The organism is Bradyrhizobium sp. BTAi1 (assembly GCF_000015165.1).
Classification (GTDB): domain Bacteria; phylum Pseudomonadota; class Alphaproteobacteria; order Rhizobiales; family Xanthobacteraceae; genus Bradyrhizobium; species Bradyrhizobium denitrificans.
Window position 1 is genome coordinate 6,557,617 of sequence record NC_009485.1, and the last position, 19,930, is coordinate 6,577,546.

The window sequence follows — 19,930 nt, forward strand, 5'->3', positions numbered from 1 at the left end:
ACGGGGAGAGGTGGACGGAGATCGCGGCAACGGATCCGCTTCACCACAAGCCGTTGATCGTTGAAATGGATAGAGCTCTTAAGGTCGCCGCAGCGCCTGCGCCCAGACCCGTTCGAGCTGCGCGATAGCGTCCGGCAGCGGCAGTGCGGACAGCGCGTCGTCGCCGCCCGTCACCAGCCCGAACTCCCGCAACCTGATCAGCGCCTCCTCGACATTGAACGCGCGCTGCAGTCCGAACATCTGCTGCAGCAATTCCTCGACGTGGCTGCCCAGCGCGGCGCGGCTCAGCGGCACGGACGCCAGCATCAGGCCGCCATAGGCCAGCACCGCCTCCTTCCAGTCCTGGTCCTCGGCCTCGCCGATCAGGTAGTTGAAGATGCCGGAATTGTTGTTGACGTTGCGGAAGTAGATGTTGTCGGTGACCTGCTTCTGATGGATCAGCGACTGGCGGTGGAAATTGCCCCATTGCCTCAAGATGAAGGCGCCGAGCGCGAACAGGCCCGACAGCGCCGCCAGCGCCTGCTCGGTGTCGTTGTCGTGCACGGTGCCACTGAGGCCGAGATAGAAGCCGGCGACGATGAACAGCACCGTCAATGTCGAGGCCAGCTTGAGCAGGATCGGCACGCCGCCGACCAGCGCCGGCACCCCCAAGGTCAGCTGCTCGCGCAAGCCCATGACGACGCGGACGTTCGGCAGCAGCGCCTCGAGGTCGAAGCGGGCGATATGGCGGAAATATTTGAACAGCACCGCGCCGCCGCGGATCTTGTTGCGGCCGCGCCAGGCGGCGATCTTGCGCTTCTTTCTGGCCGGCTCGTCGGGCTTGGTTGCGACCATCAGGACGATGTCATCATAGACCTCGACCTCCTGGGTCCGACGCCGCAGCCCATATAGCGCGGGGACCTCGATCGTCTCCTGATGCTGGCCGCGCCGGAACATGCGGACGGCACGGTAGTCCGAGATCGGCGCCTTCAGCTTGACGCGCACCAGCGCATGCTCCGCAAACGCGCGCTCGATCTCGTCATGCGCGATCTCGATGAAATTGGCGTCGCCGAGCACCCGGACGAATTCGTCGGTCAGGCTGTCATAGGCGGCATCGAGCTCCCGGGAGGAGCGATGGCGCCCGACCGGCACCTCGGGGTCGAAGTCGAAATAGGCGTCACGGAGACGATCGAGCTCGTCGAAATATTCATGGTGGAGTATGGCGCCCAGCATCCGGACGAGCTCGCGCAGATCGCTGGATTGGACGTCGTCCAGGCCGCCATGCAAAATGACCGCATCGAGCACGTCGGACTTGCGCACTGGAATGAACCGGTCCCGCCGGCTCGCCGTCACCTTTGCCTCAACCACGCGCTTACGCCTGAGCTTCGATTGCCGTCCTGCACTCGCCGGCATTTCAGCAGCCAGCCGTTAGCGCGCACCATAGCCGGCCGATCGACCTTGCGCCACTCGCTGCAAAATCCTGCTGGCCGGCTTCCTGATCTCGTCGGAAGATTTAGGCGGCCCCGTCGTTTTTGGCTAGCCCGCCGTGGCCAGCATCATTCGTCATGCCCGGGCTTGACCCGGGCATCCACGCCTTTCCAAAATTTCCGAAGGAGATGGATGGCCGGGTCAGGCCCGGCCATGACGCAGCGAGGACTCTCGCAGAAGCCGCGTTTGCCTACTCAAGCGCGTGAACTCGCAATTCGGGAGACAGGGGAACGATCATGACAGACACGCGGCGCACCAAATCCGCGTTCAACGCCGTTCGTGCCATCGACTACACGGTCATCCTGGCGCGCGATTGGCACGCCATGCGCAATTTTTATGAGGAGATCCTCAGCTTTCGGCTGCTGCGCGAGCTGTCCCCGGGCTGGGTCGAATACCAGGTCGGCCCCAACATTCTGACGCTAGCCCGGCCGCAACGGCTGGCATCGGATCAGCCGACACCAATGGGCAGCGCATCGCTTCAACTGGCCTTCAAGGTGGGCCGCGACGATGTCGATCGCTGTGCCGCCGAGCTGACCCGAAAGGGCATCGCTCTCACGGAGCCGCCCACGGATCAGTCCTTCGGCCACCGCACCCTGTTCTTCCGGGATCCCGACGGCAATCTGCTGGAGGTGTACGCGGACATCTAGGGCTTGGCGGCCGCGCTACGCGGCCGCCGGTTGTATCCGGGGATTGAGCACATACTCCTTCAAGACTTTGTCGGTGGCGGCATCGACCTCGACCAGCGACACGTCGTAGCTCCAGAGATCGGCGAGATGCTGCAGCACCCGCTTGGTGTCGGTCTCGCTGAGCTGGGCTCCCTTGACCACGGTATGCCGCAGCATCAGGCGGCGGTCGCCGGCGAGGTCGACATCGACCACCTCGATGTTCGGATCGATGTAGCCGACATCGTACTGCTTCGAGAGTTCGCGGCGGATGCGGCGATAGCCGCGCTCATCGTGGATGGCGTCGACCAGGATGCCGGCCCGCTCGGCCGGGTCGTCATGCAGGTGGAACAGCCGGAATTGCCGGATCAGGTTCGGGCTCAGGAACTGGCTGATGAAGCTCTCGTCGCGATAATTCGCCCAGACGTCGCGCAGCACCGCCATCTCGTCGCCGGTGCCGGCGATGTCCGGGAACCATTCGCGGTCCTCCTCGGTCGGGTCCTTTACGATGCGCTCGATGTCCTGCATGATGGCAAAGCCGAGCGCATAGGGGTTGAAGCCGGAGAAGCGCGGATCGTCGAACTCAGGCTGGAACACGACGTTGGTGTGCGACTGCAGGAATTCGAGGAAGTTGCCGTCGGTGAGGCGGCCTTCCTGGTGCAGGCGGTTCATGATCCGGTAGTGCACGTAGGTCGCCGTGCCCTCGTTCATGACCTTGGTCTGGCCCTGCGGATAGAAATACTGCGCGATGTGGCGGACGATGCGCAGCAATTCGCGCTGCCAGGGCGCCAGCCGCGGCGCGGTCTTCTCCAGGAAATACAGCAGATTCTCTTGCGGCAGGCCGAGCAGCGCCTTGCGGCGCTCGACGTTCAGCACCGCGCTGGTCTTGACGGGACCGGTCGGCACCGTGCGCCAGAGATCGTTGAACGTGCCCTCCTCATAGAGCCTGCGCTTGCCGGCGCGCTTCTCCTCCTCGCGGAAGTCGAGCTTCTTCTTGCCGGGGTAGCGGTCGACGCCATGCGACATCAGCGCATGCGCCGCGTCCAGCGTGTGCTCGACCGCGACCCGGCCGTAGCGCTCCTCGCATTGCGCGATATAGCCGCGGGCAAAGTCGAGATAATCGAGGATGCCGTCGGCATCGGTCCACTGCTTGAAGAGATAGTTGTTCTTGAAGAAGTGGTTGTGGCCGAACGCGGCATGCGCGATCACCAACGTCTGCATCGTCGCCGTGTTCTCCTCCATCAGATAGGAGATGCAAGGCGAGGAGTTGATCACGATCTCATAGGCAAGACCCATCAGGCCCTTGCGATACGACGCCTCGTGATAGGCGAAATGCTTGCCGAACGACCAGTGCTTGTAGAACAGCGGCATGCCGACCGAGGAATAGGCGTCGAGCATCTGCTCGGCGGTGATGACCTCGATCTGGTTCGGATAGGTGTCGAGCCCGAGCTCCTTCTGCGCCACGTTCTCACAGGCATCATGGATGCGCTGCAGGGTGAGGAAATTCCAGTCGGCGCCTTCGAACAGCAATCCGCTCATGATGCCGCCCTTTCCTGCGTGGTGCCGCGACGCTGGAACAGGTCGTGGAAGACGGGGAAGATCTCGCTGCGGTCACGCACCTTGCGCATCGACAGCGGCTGGCCGTTGGCACGCAGGCGCTCATACAGCGACCACAGCGCGGAGTCCGGCATTTCGAACGAATAGGTGCCGGACTCGCCGACCTCCAGATAGGCGAAGAACTGCGACACCGGCAGGATGTTGTCGGTCAGGAGCCGCGCGACGTTCTCCGAGTCCGAGGTGGCGTTGTCGCCGTCCGAGGCCTGCGCCGCATAGATGTTCCAGTCCGACGGACGGAAGCGGGAGCGGACGATGTCGTGCATGCATTGCAGCGCGCTGGACACCAGGGTGCCGCCGGAGGCCGGGCCGTAGAAGAAGGTCTGCTCGTCGACCTCCTCGGCGCGGTCGGTATGGCGGATGAACACGATCTCGACATGGCGGTAGCGCCGGGTCAGGAACACGTAAAGCAGCATGTAGAAGCGCTTGGCGAGATCCTTCATGTGCTCCGACATCGAGCCGGAGACGTCCATCAGGCAGAACATCACCGCTTGCGCGATCGGCTTCGGCACCGCCTCGAAGCGGCGATAGCGGATGTCGATCGGATCGATGAACGGGATGCGCTTGGCCTTCGCCTTCAAGGCCTCCAGTTCGGCCACGAGCGCGGCCTTCTTCTCCTCGTCGGTCTCCTCGGCGATCTTGGCTTCGAACTCGGCGATCGCCTCGGGCCGCGGCCGGCGCAGCGCAACGCGGCGGGCCATCGCCCGGGTGACGGTGCGGCTGATCGAGATGTTGGCCGGCGAGCCCGAGGTCGAATAGCCGGCGCGCACCAGCCCCTCGCTCTCGGCCTCGGCGAATTTGCGCTTGGCAAGATCCGGCAGTTCGAGATCATCGAGGAAGAGATTGACGAACTCCTCCTTGCTGAGCACGAAGCGGAAGGCGTCCTCGCTGTCGCCCTGCCCCGGCCCCGACTTGCGGCCGCTGCCGTCGCCGGAGCGCGGCAGGATGTCGCCTTCGATGAATTTCTTGTTGCCCGGCAGCACCATGTCGCGGGTGCCGCCCTCGCGCCGGAAGCGCGGCTCGTCCATGCCGTCCAGCGGGATCGAGACCTCGCCGCCCTCCAGCACGTCCTTGATATCGCGGTCCTGCGAGGTCTTCTTGACCGCTCCCTGAACCAGGGCCTTGGCGCGGCGCAAAAATCGCTGACGATTTTCGAGACTTTTGCCGCCCGGATTCAGGCGCCGATCAATGATGTGCATGACCACGTTCCATACGCCTCCTGCTGCAGCGGCTTCGACTCCTGCTCTCCCCCGCCGCGATGCCGCGGTGCAGCGTCAGATCGGACACGGCACCTGCATCACCTCTTGTTCGACGCTCCAGCCAAGCTCGGCGTCGAACCTGTCGCGTCATTCACAGCCCAGGCGCCGATGTCAGACCGATGGCCTGCAGCACATGCAGTGAACACCGGCGCCGGACCATGATCAACCCGCCTGCTTCACCCGCATGTACCACTCGACCAGCCGGCGGACCTGCCGCTCGGTGTAGCCGCGCTCGACCATGCGCTGGACGAAGTCGGCGTGCTTCTTCTCGGTCTCGCCGTCCTTCTTGGTGCCGAAGGAGATGACCGGCAGAAGGTCTTCGACCTGCGAGAATATCCTCTTTTCGATGACTTCGCGGATCTTTTCGTAGGAGGTCCAGGACGGATTTTTTCCGCCATTCTGGGCCCGGGAGCGCAGCGAGAACTTGACAACCTCGTTGCGGAAGTCCTTCGGGTTGGCGATGCCGGCCGGCTTCTCGATCTTGGTCAGTTCCTGGTTCAACAGCTCGCGATTGAGCAACTGTCCCGTATCGGGATCCTTGAAGTCCTGATCCTCGATCCAGGCATCGGCATAATCGACGTAGCGGTCGAACAGGTTCTGGCCGTAATCGGAGTAGGATTCGAGATAGGCCTTCTGGATCTCGTGGCCGATGAATTCGGCATAGCGCGGCGCCAGATCGGCCTTGATGAATTCGAGATAGCGCTTCTCGATCTCCTCCGGCAACTGCTCACGCTTGATCGACTGCTCCAGCACATACATCAGATGCACGGCGTCGGCAGAGACTTCCGACGTGTCGTGATTGTAGGTCGCCGCCAGCACCTTGAAGGCGAAGCGGGTGGAAATGCCGTCCATGCCCTCGTCGACGCCGGCGGCGTCGCGATATTCCTGCACGCTGCGCGCCTTCGGATCGGACTCCTTGAGGCTCTCGCCGTCATAGACGCGCATCTTGGCGTAGAGCGTCGAGTTCTCATGCTTGCGCAGCCGCGACATCACCGAGAAGCGGGCCAGCGTGTCCAAGGTCGCCGGCGCGCAGGGTGCGGCAGCGAGCTCGGAGCCCTGGATCAGCTTCTCGTAGATCTTGCGCTCCTCGGTGACGCGCAGGCAGTACGGCACCTTGATCACGCAGATACGGTCGATGAAGGCCTCGTTGTTCTTGTTGGTCTTGAAGCTCTGCCACTCCGACTCGTTGGAGTGGGCGAGGATCACGCCGTTGTAGGGGATCGCGCCGATATTCTCGGTGCCGATATAGTTGCCTTCCTGCGTCGCCGTCAGCAGGGGATGCAGCATCTTGATCGGCGCCTTGAACATCTCGACGAATTCGAGGATGCCCTGATTGGCGCGGTTGAGGCCGCCCGAATAGCTGTAGGCATCGGGATCGTTCTGCGCATAGGTTTCGAGCTTGCGGATGTCGACCTTGCCGACCAGCGAGGAGATGTCCTGGTTGTTCTCGTCGCCGGGCTCGGTCTTGGCAATGCCGATCTGGCGCAGCCGCGACGGCTGGATCTTGGCGACGCGGAATTGCGAGATGTCGCCGCCGAAGGCTTCGAGCCGCTTGTAGCACCACGGGCTCATCAGGCCGGTGAGACGGCGGCGTGGAATGCCGTACTTCTCTTCCAGCATCGGGCCCAAAGTGTCGGGGTCGAACAGGCTGAGTGGCGATTCGAACACCGGGCTCAGCTCATCGCCGGCCTTCAGCACGTAGATGGGATGCACCTCCATCAGCTGCTTGAGCCGCTCGGACAGCGACGACTTGCCGCCGCCGACGGGACCCAGCAGATAAAGGATCTGCTTGCGCTCTTCCAAGCCCTGGGCGGCGTGGCGGAAGAAGCCAACGATGCGCTCGATCGTGTCTTCCATGCCGTAGAAGCCGGCGAAGGCAGGATACAGGCGAACCGTCCGGTTCAAAAAAATACGGCCAAGGCGTGGGTCCTTGGCCGTGTCAATCATCTGAGGCTCACCGATCGCAGCTAGTAGTCGCTCAGCGGCGTTCGCGTATCGCATCGGGTCGGTTCGACACGATTCAAGGTATTCCTGCATCGACATGTCGGTCTGGCTTCGTGCCTCGAACGACCTCGCGAACGCGTTGAACAACGAATCGTTGTACATGATCCCTCTCCACGTAGGTTCCGCCGCACTGCTGCAACGAGCCGAGATCGAAGTACGTTCCTCCGCTCTCGAACGACTCAGAGTGAAGCGCGCTAGCCCCTATTGGGCACCCTCTTGGTCCTCTTCCGCAACGCAAAGTGCATGCAGCATATGCCCTATCAACATGCACTTCGCTCAATAGTTCGGCAAAACGGCGCCAATCGACCCTATTTGTAACCCATTGTCTCCGCTTCGCAACATCCGCAATACCCCGGCACCGTAGTCTTCCCGCGCGCGCAAGGCGTTGTGAAAGCACGTGAACCTGGCCCCGCGAAGCAGCAAAACAGTGTCTCTGTCGAGGTGAACCGCAAGTGAACGTCAATCTTTCTCTGCGAAGCGCGCGAAGATTGGAACGTTTTCGCCGTTCGTCGCCGTGATGCGCAGGAGTCACAGCTCGAGACAAACGATATCAGTCGCAGCACTCACCGCGCCGAAGAGCTGACTTGTGCGAACCTCTCGCTGCCGTCTCACGGGCGCGATGATTGACGTCAGCATCTTCACCTGACGCGTGAGATCCACGCTGCAATGGCCGGATCCGCCTGACGTCCAGGCTGAAGAGCCCGCACGCTGTCAACGTCGCGACCTTGCGCACCATCTCGGCACAGACCGACTCGGATGCGACGTCTGAAAATAGATGTGGTGCGCGCGTGGCGTTGCAAGGCGAAGGGCGACCATCGTGATACAGGCGCGGCCGGACACGCCGGGGAGCGCCGAGCAACGGCCGCCAAGCGTCACCATCCATTTGAATGAAATCCATGCGAATGGCATCGACAGGTCAGCCCGGCTCTCGCGACCCCTCAGGCGCAGTGTCCGGAGCCCGCCCGGAGACGTGGCCAATTCGCTGATCCCCTCGCGACCGGAAGCGCTGCGCCGCTCACCCAGCCCACCGAGCGCGACAACATTCCCCGCGCGCCGCCCCCTCCTGAGCCCCTATCCCGGCAATCTCCTCCGAGCAAGATCCGCTTGGGATTTCAGAGGGATCAATCCATTATGAATGGCGTTATCCGAAGACGTGACGCATAGTCGTTCATATGAGGTCCATGTCGGTCTGGCACGATGCCGGGACTGGAACCCAAGAAAAGCAAGCCGACGCACATAGATAGGCATCATGAACCCGGTCAAAGCTCTCGAACAACACGGCCAGGCGGTCTGGCTCGATTTCCTCGCGCGCGGCTTTGTCGCCAAGGGCGACTTGAAGCGGCTGATCGACGAGGACGGCGTCAAAGGCGTCACCTCCAACCCGGCGATCTTCGAGAAGGCCATCGGCAGCTCGGACGAATATGACGCCCCCATTGCCAAAGCCTTGAAGGGCGGCGACCGCTCCCCGACGCAGCTGTTCGAAGCGGTCGCGGTCGAGGACATCCAGAACGCCGCTGACGTTCTCCGGCCAGTCTATGACAGCTTCAACGGCAATGACGGCTTCGTGAGCCTCGAAGTATCGCCCTATCTGGCGATGGACGCCAAGGGGACGATCGCCGAAGCCGAGCAGCTGTGGAAGGCGGTCGACCGGCGGAACTTGATGATCAAGGTGCCGGCGACGGAGGCCTGCCTGCCGGCCATCCAGCACCTGATCTCCCGGGGAATCAGCGTCAACATCACGCTATTGTTCGCGCAGGAGGTCTACCGGCAGGTCGCCGAGGCCTATCTCGCCGGCCTTGAAGCGTATGTCGCCGATGGCGGCGATCCGTCGCATGTCGCTAGCGTGGCCTCGTTCTTCGTCAGCCGCATCGACAGCGTCGTCGACAAGCAGCTCGACGAGAAGATCGCGCAGGCCAACGATCCGACCGAGAAGGAGCGGCTGACCGCGCTCAAGGGCAAGATCGCCATCGCCAACGCCAAGATGGCCTACCAGGACTACAAGCGCCTGTTCTCCGGTGCGCGCTGGGAGCGGCTGGCGGCCAAGGGCGCCAAGCCGCAGCGGCTGCTCTGGGCCTCCACCGGCACCAAGAACAAGGACTACAGCGACGTTCTCTATGTCGAGGAGTTGATCGGTCCCAACACCGTCAACACCGTGCCGCCGGCGACCTTGGACGCCTTCCGCGACCACGGCAAGGTCCGCGACAGCCTCGAAGAGGACGTCGAGGCGGCTCAGGCGGCGCTCGAAGCGCTGGCCAAGACCGGCATCTCGCTCGACGAGATCACCGCGGAGCTGGTGATCGACGGCGTCAAGCAGTTCGCCGACGCCGCCGACAAGCTCTATGGCGCGGTCGCGCACAAGCGCGCAGTCGTGCTCGGCGAGCGACTTGGGCAGCAGTCGATCGCGGTTGCTGCTGATCTCGACAAGAAGGTCCAGGCCGCGACCGAGGATTGGCGCAAGACCGCCAAGATCCGCCGGCTCTGGCACAAGGATTCCTCGGTCTGGACCGGCAAGGACGAGCACAAATGGCTGGGCTGGCTGACCTGCGTCGAGAAAGCCGACATCGCCGACTATGAAGATTACGCCCAGCGCGTGAAGGGGCAGAAGTTCTCCGATGCCGTCGTGCTCGGCATGGGCGGCTCCAGCCTCGGGCCGGAGGTGCTCGCCAGGACCTTCCCGCGCAAGGCCGGCTTCCCCAGGCTGCACGTGCTCGACTCCACCGACCCGGCGCAGGTGCGCGCGATGGAAAAGGCCATCGATATTTCAAAGACGGTGTTCATCGTCTCCTCGAAATCCGGCGGCACCACCGAGCCGAATGCGATGAAGGACTATTTCTTCGCCCGCGTCAGCGAGGCGATCGGGGCAAACAAGGCCGGTCATCGCTTCATTGCCGTCACCGATCCCGGCTCATCGCTGGAGAAGGCAGCCAAAGCACAAGGCTTCGCGCGCGTCTTCCACGGCGAGCCCTCGATCGGCGGCCGCTACTCGGTGTTGTCGCCCTTCGGCCTGGTGCCGGCGGCCACCGCCGGCATCGACGTGCGCAAGCTGGTCACCAACGCGCAGGCGATGGTGCGCTCCTGCGGCCCCGACGTGCCGCCGCTGCAGAACCCCGGGGTACAGCTCGGTCTGGCGATGGGTCTTGCCGGCCTGGACGGCCGCGACAAGGTGACGATCTTCGCCTCGCCGAGGATCGCTGATTTCGGCGCCTGGGCAGAGCAGCTGATCGCGGAATCCACCGGCAAGGAAGGCAAGGGCCTGATCCCGATCGATGGCGAGCCCATCGGCGATCCTGCCGACTATGGCAGCGACCGCTTCTTCATCGACATCAGGGTCGAGGGCGACGACATCCCCGATCACGACGCGAAGCTCGCCGCGCTGGAAGACGCCGGTCATCCGGTGGTCCGCATCGTCATCAGCTCGATCGATCAGCTCGGGCAGGAGTTCTTCCGTTGGGAAATGGCGACCGCCGTCGCCGGCGCCGCGCTCGGCATCAACCCGTTCGACCAGCCGGATGTCGAATCCGCCAAGATCAAAACCCGCGAGCTGACGGCAGCGTTCGAGCAGACCGGCGCGCTTCCCGCCGAAGAGCCGGTCATTTCGGTCAAGGGCTGCGAGCTCTATACGGACGCGCAGAATGCCGAGAGCCTGCGCGAGCATGGCGCGGACGGAACGCTCGCCTCCTGGCTGAAGGCCCATCTCGGCCGCGCAAGCGACGGCGACTACATCGCTCTGCTCGGCTATATCGAGCACAATGGCGCCAACACCGACGCCCTGCAACGGATCAGGCTCAAGCTGCGCGACGCCAAACACCTCGCCACCTGCGCCGAGTTCGGGCCACGCTTCCTGCACTCCACCGGGCAGGCCTATAAGGGCGGACCGGACAGCGGCGTGTTTCTGCAGATCACCGCCGATGATGCCCAGGATCTGCCGATCCCTGGCCAGAAGGCGAGCTTCGGCGTGATCAAGGCAGCGCAAGCGCGCGGCGATTTCGATGTCCTCACCGAACGCGGCCGGCGCGCATTGCGGGTGCACCTGAAGGGCAATCTCAAATCGGGCCTGAAGATGCTCGACAGCGCCATCACCGAAGCACTGAGCTAGGAAGGGCCCGCATCGATGCAATTGGGAATGATTGGTCTCGGGCGGATGGGCGGCAACATCGTTCGCCGCCTGATGCGCGCGGGACATTCCTGCGTGGTCTATGATCGCGATGCCAAGGCGGTCGCCGCGCTGGTCTCCGAAGGCGCCACTGGCGCCGCGAGCCTGGACGACTTCGTCGGCAAGCTCGCGGCACCACGCCACGCCTGGATCATGCTGCCGGCCGGCAAGATCACCGAAGCCACCGTCGAGCAACTGACCGAATTGATGGCCGCCGATGACGTGATCATCGACGGCGGCAACAGCTTCTGGCAGGACGACGTCCGCCGCGGCAAGGCGCTCAGCGAACGCGGGCTGCATTATGTCGACGTCGGCACCTCCGGCGGCGTCTGGGGACTTGAGCGCGGCTATTGCATGATGATCGGCGGCGACAAGGCGGTGGTCGACCGGCTCGATCCGATCTTCGCCACGCTGGCGCCCGGCATCGGCGACATCCCGCGCACACCGGGCCGTGACGGACGCGATCCGCGTGTCGAGCAGGGCTACATCCATGCCGGCCCCACCGGCGCCGGCCATTTCGTCAAGATGATCCACAATGGCATCGAATACGGTCTGATGCAGGCCTATGCGGAAGGCTTCGACATTCTGAGGAATGCGAACAGCGAGGCGCTGCCCGAGGCGCATCGCTTCAACTTCGATCTCGCCGATGTCGCCGAGGTCTGGCGCCGCGGCAGCGTCATTCCGTCCTGGCTGCTCGACCTCACGGCAAGCGCGCTGGCGCGCCAGCCGGGACTAGACAAATATTCCGGCTATGTCGAGGATTCCGGCGAGGGCCGCTGGACGGTCAATGCCGCGATCGACGAGGCTGTCCCGGCCGAGGTGCTGACCGCGGCGCTGTTCGCCCGCTTCCGCTCCCGCCAGGAGCATACCTTCGCGGAGAAGATTCTGTCAGCCATGCGCGAGGGCTTCGGCGGACATAAGGAGCCCGAGCAGCATCCCGATCCAGCGCGGCAGAGCGCGCCGGAGATCGTCAAGCCGAAGGCGGACCGCGCGTGACTCCCTTGCATCCGCACCAGCCGCCTCACCAGAAGCCCGACGCCTGCGCCTTCGTGATCTTCGGCGTGACCGGCGACCTCACCCATCGCCTGGTGCTGCCGTCGCTGTACAATCTCGCCGCCGGAAATCTGCTGCCGGATCGGTTCTGCATCGTCGGCATCGCCCGCAAGGGCATGTCGAGCGAGCAGCTGCGCGTCAATCTGATGGAGGGCCTGCGCAAATACGCGACGCGTCCGGTCGAGGACGAGATCGCCCAGCGCCTGCTGCAATGCGTGACCGCGATCGAAGCCGATCCGAAGGAGCCGGACAGTTTCGATCAGTTGAAGGAGCGACTGGAGAAGCTGGAGGCCGCGCGGGAGACCCATGGCAACCGGCTGTTCTATCTGGCGACGCCGCCTGCCGCCTTCGCGCCGATCGCGCAGCAGCTCGGCCGCGTCGGGCTGTTGAAGGAGGACGGCAAGGCCTGGCGCCGCCTGGTGGTCGAAAAGCCGTTCGGCACCGATCTGGCGTCGGCGAAAAAACTCAACGATCAGTTGCTCGAGCTCGTGACCGAGCACCAGATCTATCGGATCGATCACTATCTCGGCAAAGAGACGGTGCAGAACATCCTGGTGCTGCGCTTCGCCAACGGCATGTTCGAGCCGATCTGGAACAGGCATCACATCGATCACGTGCAGATCACCGTCGAGGAGAAGCTCGGCGTCGGCACCCGCGGCAGTTTCTATGACGCCACCGGCGCGCTGCGCGACATGGTGCCGAACCATCTGTTTCAGCTGCTCTCGCTGGTCGCGATGGAGCCGCCCGCACGCTTCGATGCGCACACCGTGCGGTCCGAAAAGGCGGAGGTGCTCTCGGCCATCCAGCCGCTCAGCGAGCAGGAAGCACTGCTGAACTCCGTGCGCGGCCAATACAAGGCAGGGCTGGTGGGCGACACCGAACTGCCCGACTATCGCAACACCAAGGATGTGAGCGCCGACAGCGCGACCGAGACCTATGCGGCGCTGAAGCTGACCATCGACAATTGGCGCTGGGCGGGCGTGCCGTTCTATCTGCGCACCGGCAAGGCGCTGGGCGCCAAGCGCACCGAGGTCGCGATCAAATTCCGCCAGGCGCCGTTCGCGATGTTCAGCTGCACGCCGATCGACACGCTGGCGGAGAACTATCTCGTCATCGGCATCGAGCCGACCCAGAGCATCACCTTGCAGTTCAACACCAAGATCCCCGGCCCGACCATCCGCACCGACGGCGTGCAGATGAAGTTCAACTACAAGGACTATTTCCAGGCCGAGCCCGCCACCGGCTACGAGACGCTGATCTATGACTGCATGATCGGCGACAACATCCTGTTCCAGCGCGCCGACAGCGTCGAGGCCGGCTGGAAGGCCGTGGAGCCGTTCATCGAAGCCTGGAAGAAGGCCGGCCGCGACGGTCTGCATACGTACGAAGCGGGAAGCGAAGGGCCCAAGGCGGCAGCCGATCTGCTCGCGCGCGACGGCCGCAGTTGGCGAAAGCTGGCCTAAAGCCATGGGCCCGCCCTCTCCCGAACTGGTGCGCGTCGCCGACAAGGCGGCGATGGCGCGGACTGCCGCCGATCTCCTGCTGGCGCGGATCGCCGAAAATGCCGGCCGGATCGCGATCTGCCTGACCGGCGGCTCGAGTCCCAAGCAGCTCTACGAGCTGCTGGCGACGCAGGCCTATCGCGACCGCATCCCCTGGCCGCGCGTGCACTGGTTCATCGGCGACGAACGGTTCGTCCCGGCAGGCGACGCCCTGCACAACATGACCATGGCGCGCCACGCCTTCCTTGATGCCTGCGCGCCCGCCGCCAATATCCATCCGATCCCCACGGATACGGGCAGTCCCAAACGCAGCGCGAACGCCTATGCGCGCGAGCTGATCACATTCTACGGCGCCGACCAGCTCGATCCGGCCCGGCCCTTGTTCGACGTCGTACTGCTCGGTATCGGTCCCGACGGCCACGTGGCCTCGCTGTTTCCAGGCTACCCCGCCGTCGAGGTCCGGGACCGCTGGGTGGTGGGCGTGGACCAAGCCCATGTCGCGCCCTTCGTGCCGCGGGTCAGCCTGACACTGCCGGCCCTCGCCTCCTGCCGCACCATGCTGTTCGAGGTGGCGGGCGCCGACAAGCAACCGATCCTGACCCGGGTGCTGGCCGGCGAGGACCTGCCGGCCAATCGCGCCCGCTCGACCCATGAGACGACGTTCCTCATCGATGCGGCGGCGTGGCCGGAGACTGCGGCGGATCGATCACCGCCCGGGCTTCCGCATGCGCTCATCGTCATGGGTGTTTCAAGCTCAGGAAAGAGCACGGTCGGGCAAGCGCTCGGCCGGCGCCTCGGCTGGCGCTTCGAGGATGGCGACAGTTTCCACCCGCCGGCCAATGTCGCCAAGATGAGCGCGGGCCAGCCCCTCACCGACGCGGATCGCTGGCCCTGGCTGCAGGCGATCGCCGACGAGATTGCGCGCTGTCGCGCCCAGGGTGAGCCCATCATCATCGCCTGCTCGGCGCTCAAGAAGGCCTATCGCAAGATCCTGGTCGGCGATTGCGGCGACGTCCGGCTGGTCTATCTCGAAGGGGATCGGGAGCTGATCGGCGACAGGATGGGCCACCGCAAAGGGCATTTCATGCCGACCGGCCTGCTCGACAGCCAATTCGCGACGCTGGAACCACCGGGCGTCGACGAGCATCCTGTCACGGTTTCGGTCGACGCGCCGGTCGAGACCATCGTCGACGATATCCTGCAACAGCTTCACATCGGTCAGGACCGCCCTGACTGCGAATGGAACGGCTCATGACCCGCATCGCTCTCGTCGTGTCCGACGTCGACGGCACGCTATTGACCAAGGACAAGGTTCTGACCGAACGCGCGGCCAAGGCAGCCCGGCAGTTGCGCGAGGCCGGCATCGCCTTCACGATCACCTCCAGCCGTCCGGCCATCGGCATGGGTTTTCTGATCGCGCCCTTGCAGATCGACCTGCCGGTCGGTCCGTTCAACGGCAGTTCGATCATCGATCCCGCGATGCGTCCGCTCGAACAGAGCCTGATTCCCGCCGGGGCCGCCGCGCGCTGCGTCGATCTGCTCCAGCAGCGCGGCATCGATATCTGGGTGTTTACCAGCGATGCCTGGCTGACGCGCAACGCGGCCGGCGATTACGTGCCGAACGAGCAGCGCGCCATCCGGGCAGATCCGACCATCACCAGCGACTTCTCGCCGTATTTGGCCAAGGCCTGCAAGATCGTCGGTTCGAGCCGCGATTTCGACCTGCTCGCCCGCTGCGAAGGCGAGATGCGGGAGCTGTTGGGGACCGAAGCAACCGCCGTGCGCTCGCAGAGCTATTATCTCGATATTACCCCGCCGGGCCGCAACAAGGGCACCTTCGTCACCGCCATGGCTGCGCGGCTCGGCATACCGCTCAGCCAGGTCGCCACCATCGGCGATATGCACAATGACGTCGCGATGTTCGAGGTCAGCGGGCTGTCGATTGCGATGGGCAATGCCAGCGACGAGGTCAAGAGCCACGCCACGCGGGTCACCACCTCCAACCAGGACGAAGGCTTCGCCAATGCGATGGAGATGATCGTGGCGGAGAACGTGCAAGATTAGCGCGCGACCCCGCGTCAGGCCTCCGACCGCTGCTTGGCCGGCTTGTGTTCGGCCTTCTTGGCGCCGCTCAGATTCTGCGCCGTGTTGATCAGCGCGATATGCGTCAGCGCCTGGGGGAAGTTGCCGGTCTGCCGGCGCGCCTGCGTGTCGTACTCCTCCGCGAGCAGGCCGACGTCATTGGCGATGTCGACCACCCGCTGGAACAGCGTCTCCGCCTTCGCGATGTCACCGGCGAGCACATGCGCATCGGCGAGCCATAGCGTGCAAGCGAGGAACGCGCCTTCGATCGGCTGCTGCTCATCCGACGGGGCCTCGCGCGGATCGTGCCGCATCACCAGCCCGTCGCGGATCAGGTGCCGCTCGATCGCTGCGATGGTGTTGCGGATGCGCGGATCGGAGCATGGCAGGAAGCCGACCGCGGGCAACAGCAGCAGGCTCGCATCGAGCAGTTGCGATCCGTAGGAATCGACGAAGCTGCCGACACCGGCGTCGTAGCCCTTGTCGCAGACATCGCGATGAATCGTGTCGCGCAGCCGTTGCCAGCGTTCGAGCGGCGCGTTCAGCTGGAACCGCTCGGCGCTCTTGATCGCGCGGTCGAACGCCACCCAGGTCATCACCTTCGAGAAGACGTAGTGCCGGCCATCGCCCCGACGCTCCCAGATGCCGTGATCGGGTTGATCCCAGACGTCGGTGAGATGGTCGAGCACGGCGCATTCGAGCGCCCAGGTGCCATCCTGCAGCCGCAGCTTGGTCATGCGCGCCTGATGAAACGCATCGATGAGCTCGCCATAGACGTCGAGCTGAAGCTGCGCATGGGCGGCATTGCCGATCCGGACCGGCCGCGAGCCTTCATAGCCGGGCAGCCATTCGGCCTGCCATTCCGTCAGCCGCCGCTGCCCCATGATGCCATACATGATCTGCATATGGGCGGGAGCGCCGGCGGCCGCGCGCAGCAGCCAATTGTGCCAGGCCAGTGCTTCCTCGGTATAGCCCGAGTTCATCAGCGCCAGCAGCGTGAACGTGGCGTCGCGCAGCCAGCAGAAGCGATAGTCCCAATTGCGCCTGCCGCCGAGCTTCTCCGGCAAGGACGTCGTCGGCGCAGCAACGATGCCCCCCGTCGGGGCATAAGTCAGGGCCTTCAGCGTGATCAGCGAGCGCATCACGAGGTCACGATGGTCGCCGCGGTAGCTGCAACGGCTCGACCAGTCGGTCCAGAAGGCCTCGGTGTCGGCAAGGGCCTGTTCGGGGTCGATCGCCTTGGGCGGCGGCAGATGCGACGGGCCATAGGTCAGCACGAAGGGAATGGTGTCGCCGGCCGTGACCTCGAATTCGGCGACCGTCGTCATGCTCTCGCCGCGCGTCTCGACCGGCGTATGCAGCACGGCCATGTCAGGTCCGCACACCGCGAACAGCGCGGAGCGGTCCTCGGTCCGCCGGACCCAGGGGATCTCGACACCAAACCCGAAACGGATGATCAGGTCCATCCGCATCGCGACCCGTCCGGACACACCGCGAACCAGACGGACGACGTCGGAGGCGCTGCCGCGCGGCGGCATGAAGTCGATCAGTTCGACGATGCCAGCCGGGGTCTCGAAGCGGGTTTCGAGGATGAGGCTGTCGCCACGATAGCGGCGCGACACCGCGCGGACCTCGTCCCGCGGTTCGATCAGCCAACGGCCATGGCCGCGATCGCCGAGAAGAGCCGCGAAACAGGCGTCCGAATCGAACGCCGGCCAGCACAGCCAATCGATCGAGCCATTGCGGCTGACAAGCGCAGCCGTCTCACAATCGCCGATCAGCGCATAATCTTCGATCCTGCAGGGCATTCCACATCCGCATGCACATGCCCCCGCCCGATATCCCGTTCTCTAAACGCGGGCCGCGCTGATCCGTTCGGCGGTCGCGGATTTCAAGGCATCAATGCCCGCCGTCGCGGCGATGTCCTCGATGGCGACCGGCATCTTGCGGCGCCAGTTCGGATGCTCGTCGATGGTACCGGGAATGTTGGGCTGGTCGACGACCTCGAGCAGGTCCTCGAGCGAGATCGCCAGCAGCCGCGAGCGCGTTCGCGACAGAAACCTGATCGCGGAATGGACGTCATTGGCTGCAATGCCATTGTCGCGCAGCACCTCGTCCCAATAGCCGAGGGCGCGCCAGCGATCCTCGTCGCTCTCGCCGGGATCGATGCCCAAGCCGCGCTTGGTCCGGAGATCACCGAACGAGCGCCAGCCGGCATAGGTCGAGAGGTCGTGCGTGTTCAGCGTCACCAGCGCATTCGGCGGGTAATAATCGACGTCGCGGAAGCGCCCATTGTCGTCGCGCTCGAAGATCATCACCTTGTAGGACCACAGACCCCAATCGGCCATCTGCTCGCGAAAACCTTCGGGAACGGTGCCGAGGTCCTCGCCGATGACGACGCATTGGTTGGCCACGCTTTCGATCGCTGTGGCGGCGAGCAGTGCCTCGAACGGCATCTGGACGTAGGCGCCCTGCTTGGCCGGAAATCCGTGCGGCACCAGATAGAGCCGCTTCAGGCCGAGCACATGGTCCAGCCGGATCGCCCCGGCATGCCGCATCGACGCCCGCACCATCTCCCGGAACGGCTCGAAGTTCTTCAATTCCAGGCCCGGGGCGTTGAAACCCGCCAGGCCCCAGTTCTGCCCGACCGTATTCAACGGATCGGGCGGCGCGCCGACCGACAAGGTCCGTGAAATCGCGCCCTGCTCGTTCCAGGCATCGAAGCCGTCGGACTGAACGCCGACCGCGACATCGAGATAGAGCCCGACCTTCATGCCCAGCCGGTGCGCGAGATCCTTGCAATGGCGCAGCTGCCGCTCGGCCAGCCATTGGACATAGGCGACGAAATCGGCCTCGCGGCGATCCGGACCATTGAGCAGCGCCGCGCAGCGTGCTGCGTCAGGTTGCCGCCATTCCTCCGGCCACTCCCACCAGGGCTGCTGGAACCGGTGCCGCAACACCTCGAAACAGGTGAACCGCGCCAGCAGATCGCCACGCTCGGCGCGATAGGCCTTGAACTCCGCCGCGTCAGCGCTGTCGGGTGCGGCCAGGAATCGGTCGAAGGCGGCGCGCAAGGCCGGCCATTTCAACGCCGCCACGCCCTTGTAGTCGACCAACTCGCTCTGTCGCAGCGCCTCCAGCGTCTTGCTGTCCGGGCCGTTCCGGAACCCGGGCGCCTGCTCGACATCGACATAAAGCGCGTTGAGGAACAGCCGGCTGTTCGGCGCATAAGGGCTGAAATCGCCCGACCGGTCGTCGAACAACGCATGCAGCGGATTGAGACCGACGCCGTCAGCGCCCAGTTTGGCGCAAAGCTCGATCAGATGCGCGAGATCGGTGAAATCGCCCATGCCCCAATTGCGCCGGGAGCGGATGCCGTAAAGCTGCACCGCCAGCAACCAGACACGATCGAAATCGCCCGAGAATGCCTGGCCTGGCGCGACCAAAAGCGGCAAGTCCTCGCGACACGAGGACGCATCGGTCAGCTGGACGCGATAGCTGCCCACCGCAAGGTCGGCCGGCCATTCAAGCAGCCCATCCTGCGTCTCGCCGCTGGCGGCCTCGACATCGCCACGCTTGATCGTCCATCTGACCGGCAGCTGGGCCGCCTCGTTGAGGCGGCTGCGCGCGGGCTGCCCCGCCCGAATCACCACGGCGTCGTTCAGGAGTCGGTGCGGCGTCGGCCTGGGGAAGGCCTCGACGATGATTTTGAGCGCCGCTTCATCGGTGACGCGGCGCTGCCCCTGACCGTCGTAGAATTCTGTCAGGATTCCGAGACTATGAGCTTGGCTGAAGAGATCCATTCGGCACGCGATCTGGACGTAAGGAGACCGTACGTCGTGAAATTGTTGTGGGACGGCAAGAGGATAAGCCCCTAACGCAGCGCGTCTGCCGTCGTTCCTTCGGGAACCAAACGAGGCTTGCCGCTTTGTAAGAAGGTTGTCTCGGGGCCTAGCGAACCGGGACGACGATTTCTTGTCAATGGCATCACCGTGAACAAATTTGCGCACCCGTCCGAAAGCGTCATCCCTCGCGACGCTTTGTCCCCTATTCTGCCCTCTTTTGAGGAGAGCCGCTTCGGTCAGGGTCATCGGCCCCCCGAATCGCAGCCGATTCGTCATCCTCTCTCCTAGG

General features: G+C 64.3%; 12 protein-coding genes. 6 read left to right on the forward strand and 6 right to left on the reverse strand.

Features of this window, described 5'->3' with window-relative positions:
• Positions 1-78 precede the first annotated feature (78 nt).
• On the reverse strand, positions 79-1,347 hold the full coding sequence (locus BBTA_RS29560; RefSeq protein ID WP_041750965.1) for a TMEM143 family protein: 1,269 nt from the start codon (positions 1,345-1,347) through the stop codon (positions 79-81).
• Positions 1,348-1,703: 356 nt separating this feature from the next.
• On the opposite strand from BBTA_RS29560, the gene BBTA_RS29565 reads away from it, so the two are divergent.
• Complete coding sequence (locus tag BBTA_RS29565) at positions 1,704-2,114, forward strand: VOC family protein (RefSeq protein WP_012046175.1); 411 nt, start codon at positions 1,704-1,706, stop codon at positions 2,112-2,114.
• 15 nt (positions 2,115-2,129) lie between these two features.
• Here BBTA_RS29565 and BBTA_RS29570 read toward each other — a convergent pair whose 3' ends face one another.
• The 3 genes from BBTA_RS29570 to BBTA_RS29580 form a co-directional block, all read right to left on the reverse strand.
• Positions 2,130-3,668, reverse strand: a complete 1,539-nt coding sequence (locus BBTA_RS29570) for a SpoVR family protein (RefSeq protein ID WP_012046176.1) — start codon at positions 3,666-3,668, stop codon at positions 2,130-2,132.
• Positions 3,665-4,942, reverse strand: a complete 1,278-nt coding sequence (locus BBTA_RS29575) for a YeaH/YhbH family protein (protein ID WP_012046177.1) — start codon at positions 4,940-4,942, stop codon at positions 3,665-3,667. Before BBTA_RS29575 ends, BBTA_RS29570 begins: the two co-directional genes overlap by 4 nt.
• Before the next feature lie 222 nt (positions 4,943-5,164).
• Positions 5,165-7,108 (reverse strand): PrkA family serine protein kinase, encoded by a 1,944-nt coding sequence (locus tag BBTA_RS29580; RefSeq protein WP_041750966.1) that lies wholly within the window; start codon positions 7,106-7,108, stop codon positions 5,165-5,167.
• A 1,147-nt stretch (positions 7,109-8,255) separates the two neighbouring features.
• On the opposite strand from BBTA_RS29580, the gene BBTA_RS29585 reads away from it, so the two are divergent.
• From BBTA_RS29585 to BBTA_RS29605, 5 genes are read left to right on the forward strand one after another with little or no spacing between them, the layout of a single operon-like run.
• On the forward strand, positions 8,256-11,102 hold the full coding sequence (locus tag BBTA_RS29585) for a bifunctional transaldolase/phosoglucose isomerase (protein ID WP_012046179.1): 2,847 nt from the start codon (positions 8,256-8,258) through the stop codon (positions 11,100-11,102).
• Positions 11,103-11,117: 15 nt separating this feature from the next.
• A complete protein-coding gene (gene gnd / locus BBTA_RS29590; protein ID WP_041750967.1) occupies positions 11,118-12,155 on the forward strand; it encodes a phosphogluconate dehydrogenase (NAD(+)-dependent, decarboxylating) in 1,038 nt (345 codons plus the stop codon).
• Positions 12,152-13,675, forward strand: a complete 1,524-nt coding sequence (zwf, locus tag BBTA_RS29595; protein WP_012046181.1) for a glucose-6-phosphate dehydrogenase — start codon at positions 12,152-12,154, stop codon at positions 13,673-13,675. The genes gnd and zwf overlap by 4 nt, the downstream gene beginning before the upstream one ends.
• A gap of 4 nt (positions 13,676-13,679) precedes the next feature.
• Positions 13,680-14,969 carry a 6-phosphogluconolactonase gene (gene pgl, locus BBTA_RS29600; RefSeq protein ID WP_012046182.1) on the forward strand — a complete coding sequence of 430 codons (1,290 nt, stop codon included), beginning with the start codon at positions 13,680-13,682 and terminating at the stop codon, positions 14,967-14,969.
• Positions 14,966-15,778, forward strand: a complete 813-nt coding sequence (locus BBTA_RS29605; RefSeq protein ID WP_012046183.1) for a Cof-type HAD-IIB family hydrolase — start codon at positions 14,966-14,968, stop codon at positions 15,776-15,778. Before pgl ends, BBTA_RS29605 begins: the two co-directional genes overlap by 4 nt.
• A gap of 14 nt (positions 15,779-15,792) precedes the next feature.
• Here BBTA_RS29605 and BBTA_RS29610 read toward each other — a convergent pair whose 3' ends face one another.
• A complete protein-coding gene (locus BBTA_RS29610; protein WP_012046184.1) occupies positions 15,793-17,604 on the reverse strand; it encodes a glycoside hydrolase family 15 protein in 1,812 nt (603 codons plus the stop codon).
• A gap of 42 nt (positions 17,605-17,646) precedes the next feature.
• Entirely contained in the window at positions 17,647-19,599 is a 1,953-nt protein-coding gene (malQ, locus tag BBTA_RS29615; RefSeq protein WP_012046185.1) for a 4-alpha-glucanotransferase, read from the reverse strand.
• Positions 19,600-19,930 lie beyond the last annotated feature (331 nt).

Bases quoted from the DNA above. Each gene is read 5' to 3' on its own strand.
- BBTA_RS29565 (WP_012046175.1), top strand. From the start codon at position 1,704: ATGACAGACACGCGGCGCACCAAATCCGCGTTCAACGCCGTTCGTGCC.
- BBTA_RS29570 (WP_012046176.1), bottom strand. From the start codon at position 3,668: ATGAGCGGATTGCTGTTCGAAGGCGCCGACTGGAATTTCCTCACCCTG.
- BBTA_RS29575 (WP_012046177.1), bottom strand. From the start codon at position 4,942: ATGCACATCATTGATCGGCGCCTGAATCCGGGCGGCAAAAGTCTCGAA.
- BBTA_RS29580 (WP_041750966.1), bottom strand. From the start codon at position 7,108: ATGTACAACGATTCGTTGTTCAACGCGTTCGCGAGGTCGTTCGAGGCA.
- BBTA_RS29585 (WP_012046179.1), top strand. From the start codon at position 8,256: ATGAACCCGGTCAAAGCTCTCGAACAACACGGCCAGGCGGTCTGGCTC.
- gnd (WP_041750967.1), top strand. From the start codon at position 11,118: ATGCAATTGGGAATGATTGGTCTCGGGCGGATGGGCGGCAACATCGTT.
- pgl (WP_012046182.1), top strand. From the start codon at position 13,680: ATGGGCCCGCCCTCTCCCGAACTGGTGCGCGTCGCCGACAAGGCGGCG.
- BBTA_RS29605 (WP_012046183.1), top strand. From the start codon at position 14,966: ATGACCCGCATCGCTCTCGTCGTGTCCGACGTCGACGGCACGCTATTG.
- BBTA_RS29610 (WP_012046184.1), bottom strand. From the start codon at position 17,604: ATGCCCTGCAGGATCGAAGATTATGCGCTGATCGGCGATTGTGAGACG.
- malQ (WP_012046185.1), bottom strand. From the start codon at position 19,599: ATGGATCTCTTCAGCCAAGCTCATAGTCTCGGAATCCTGACAGAATTC.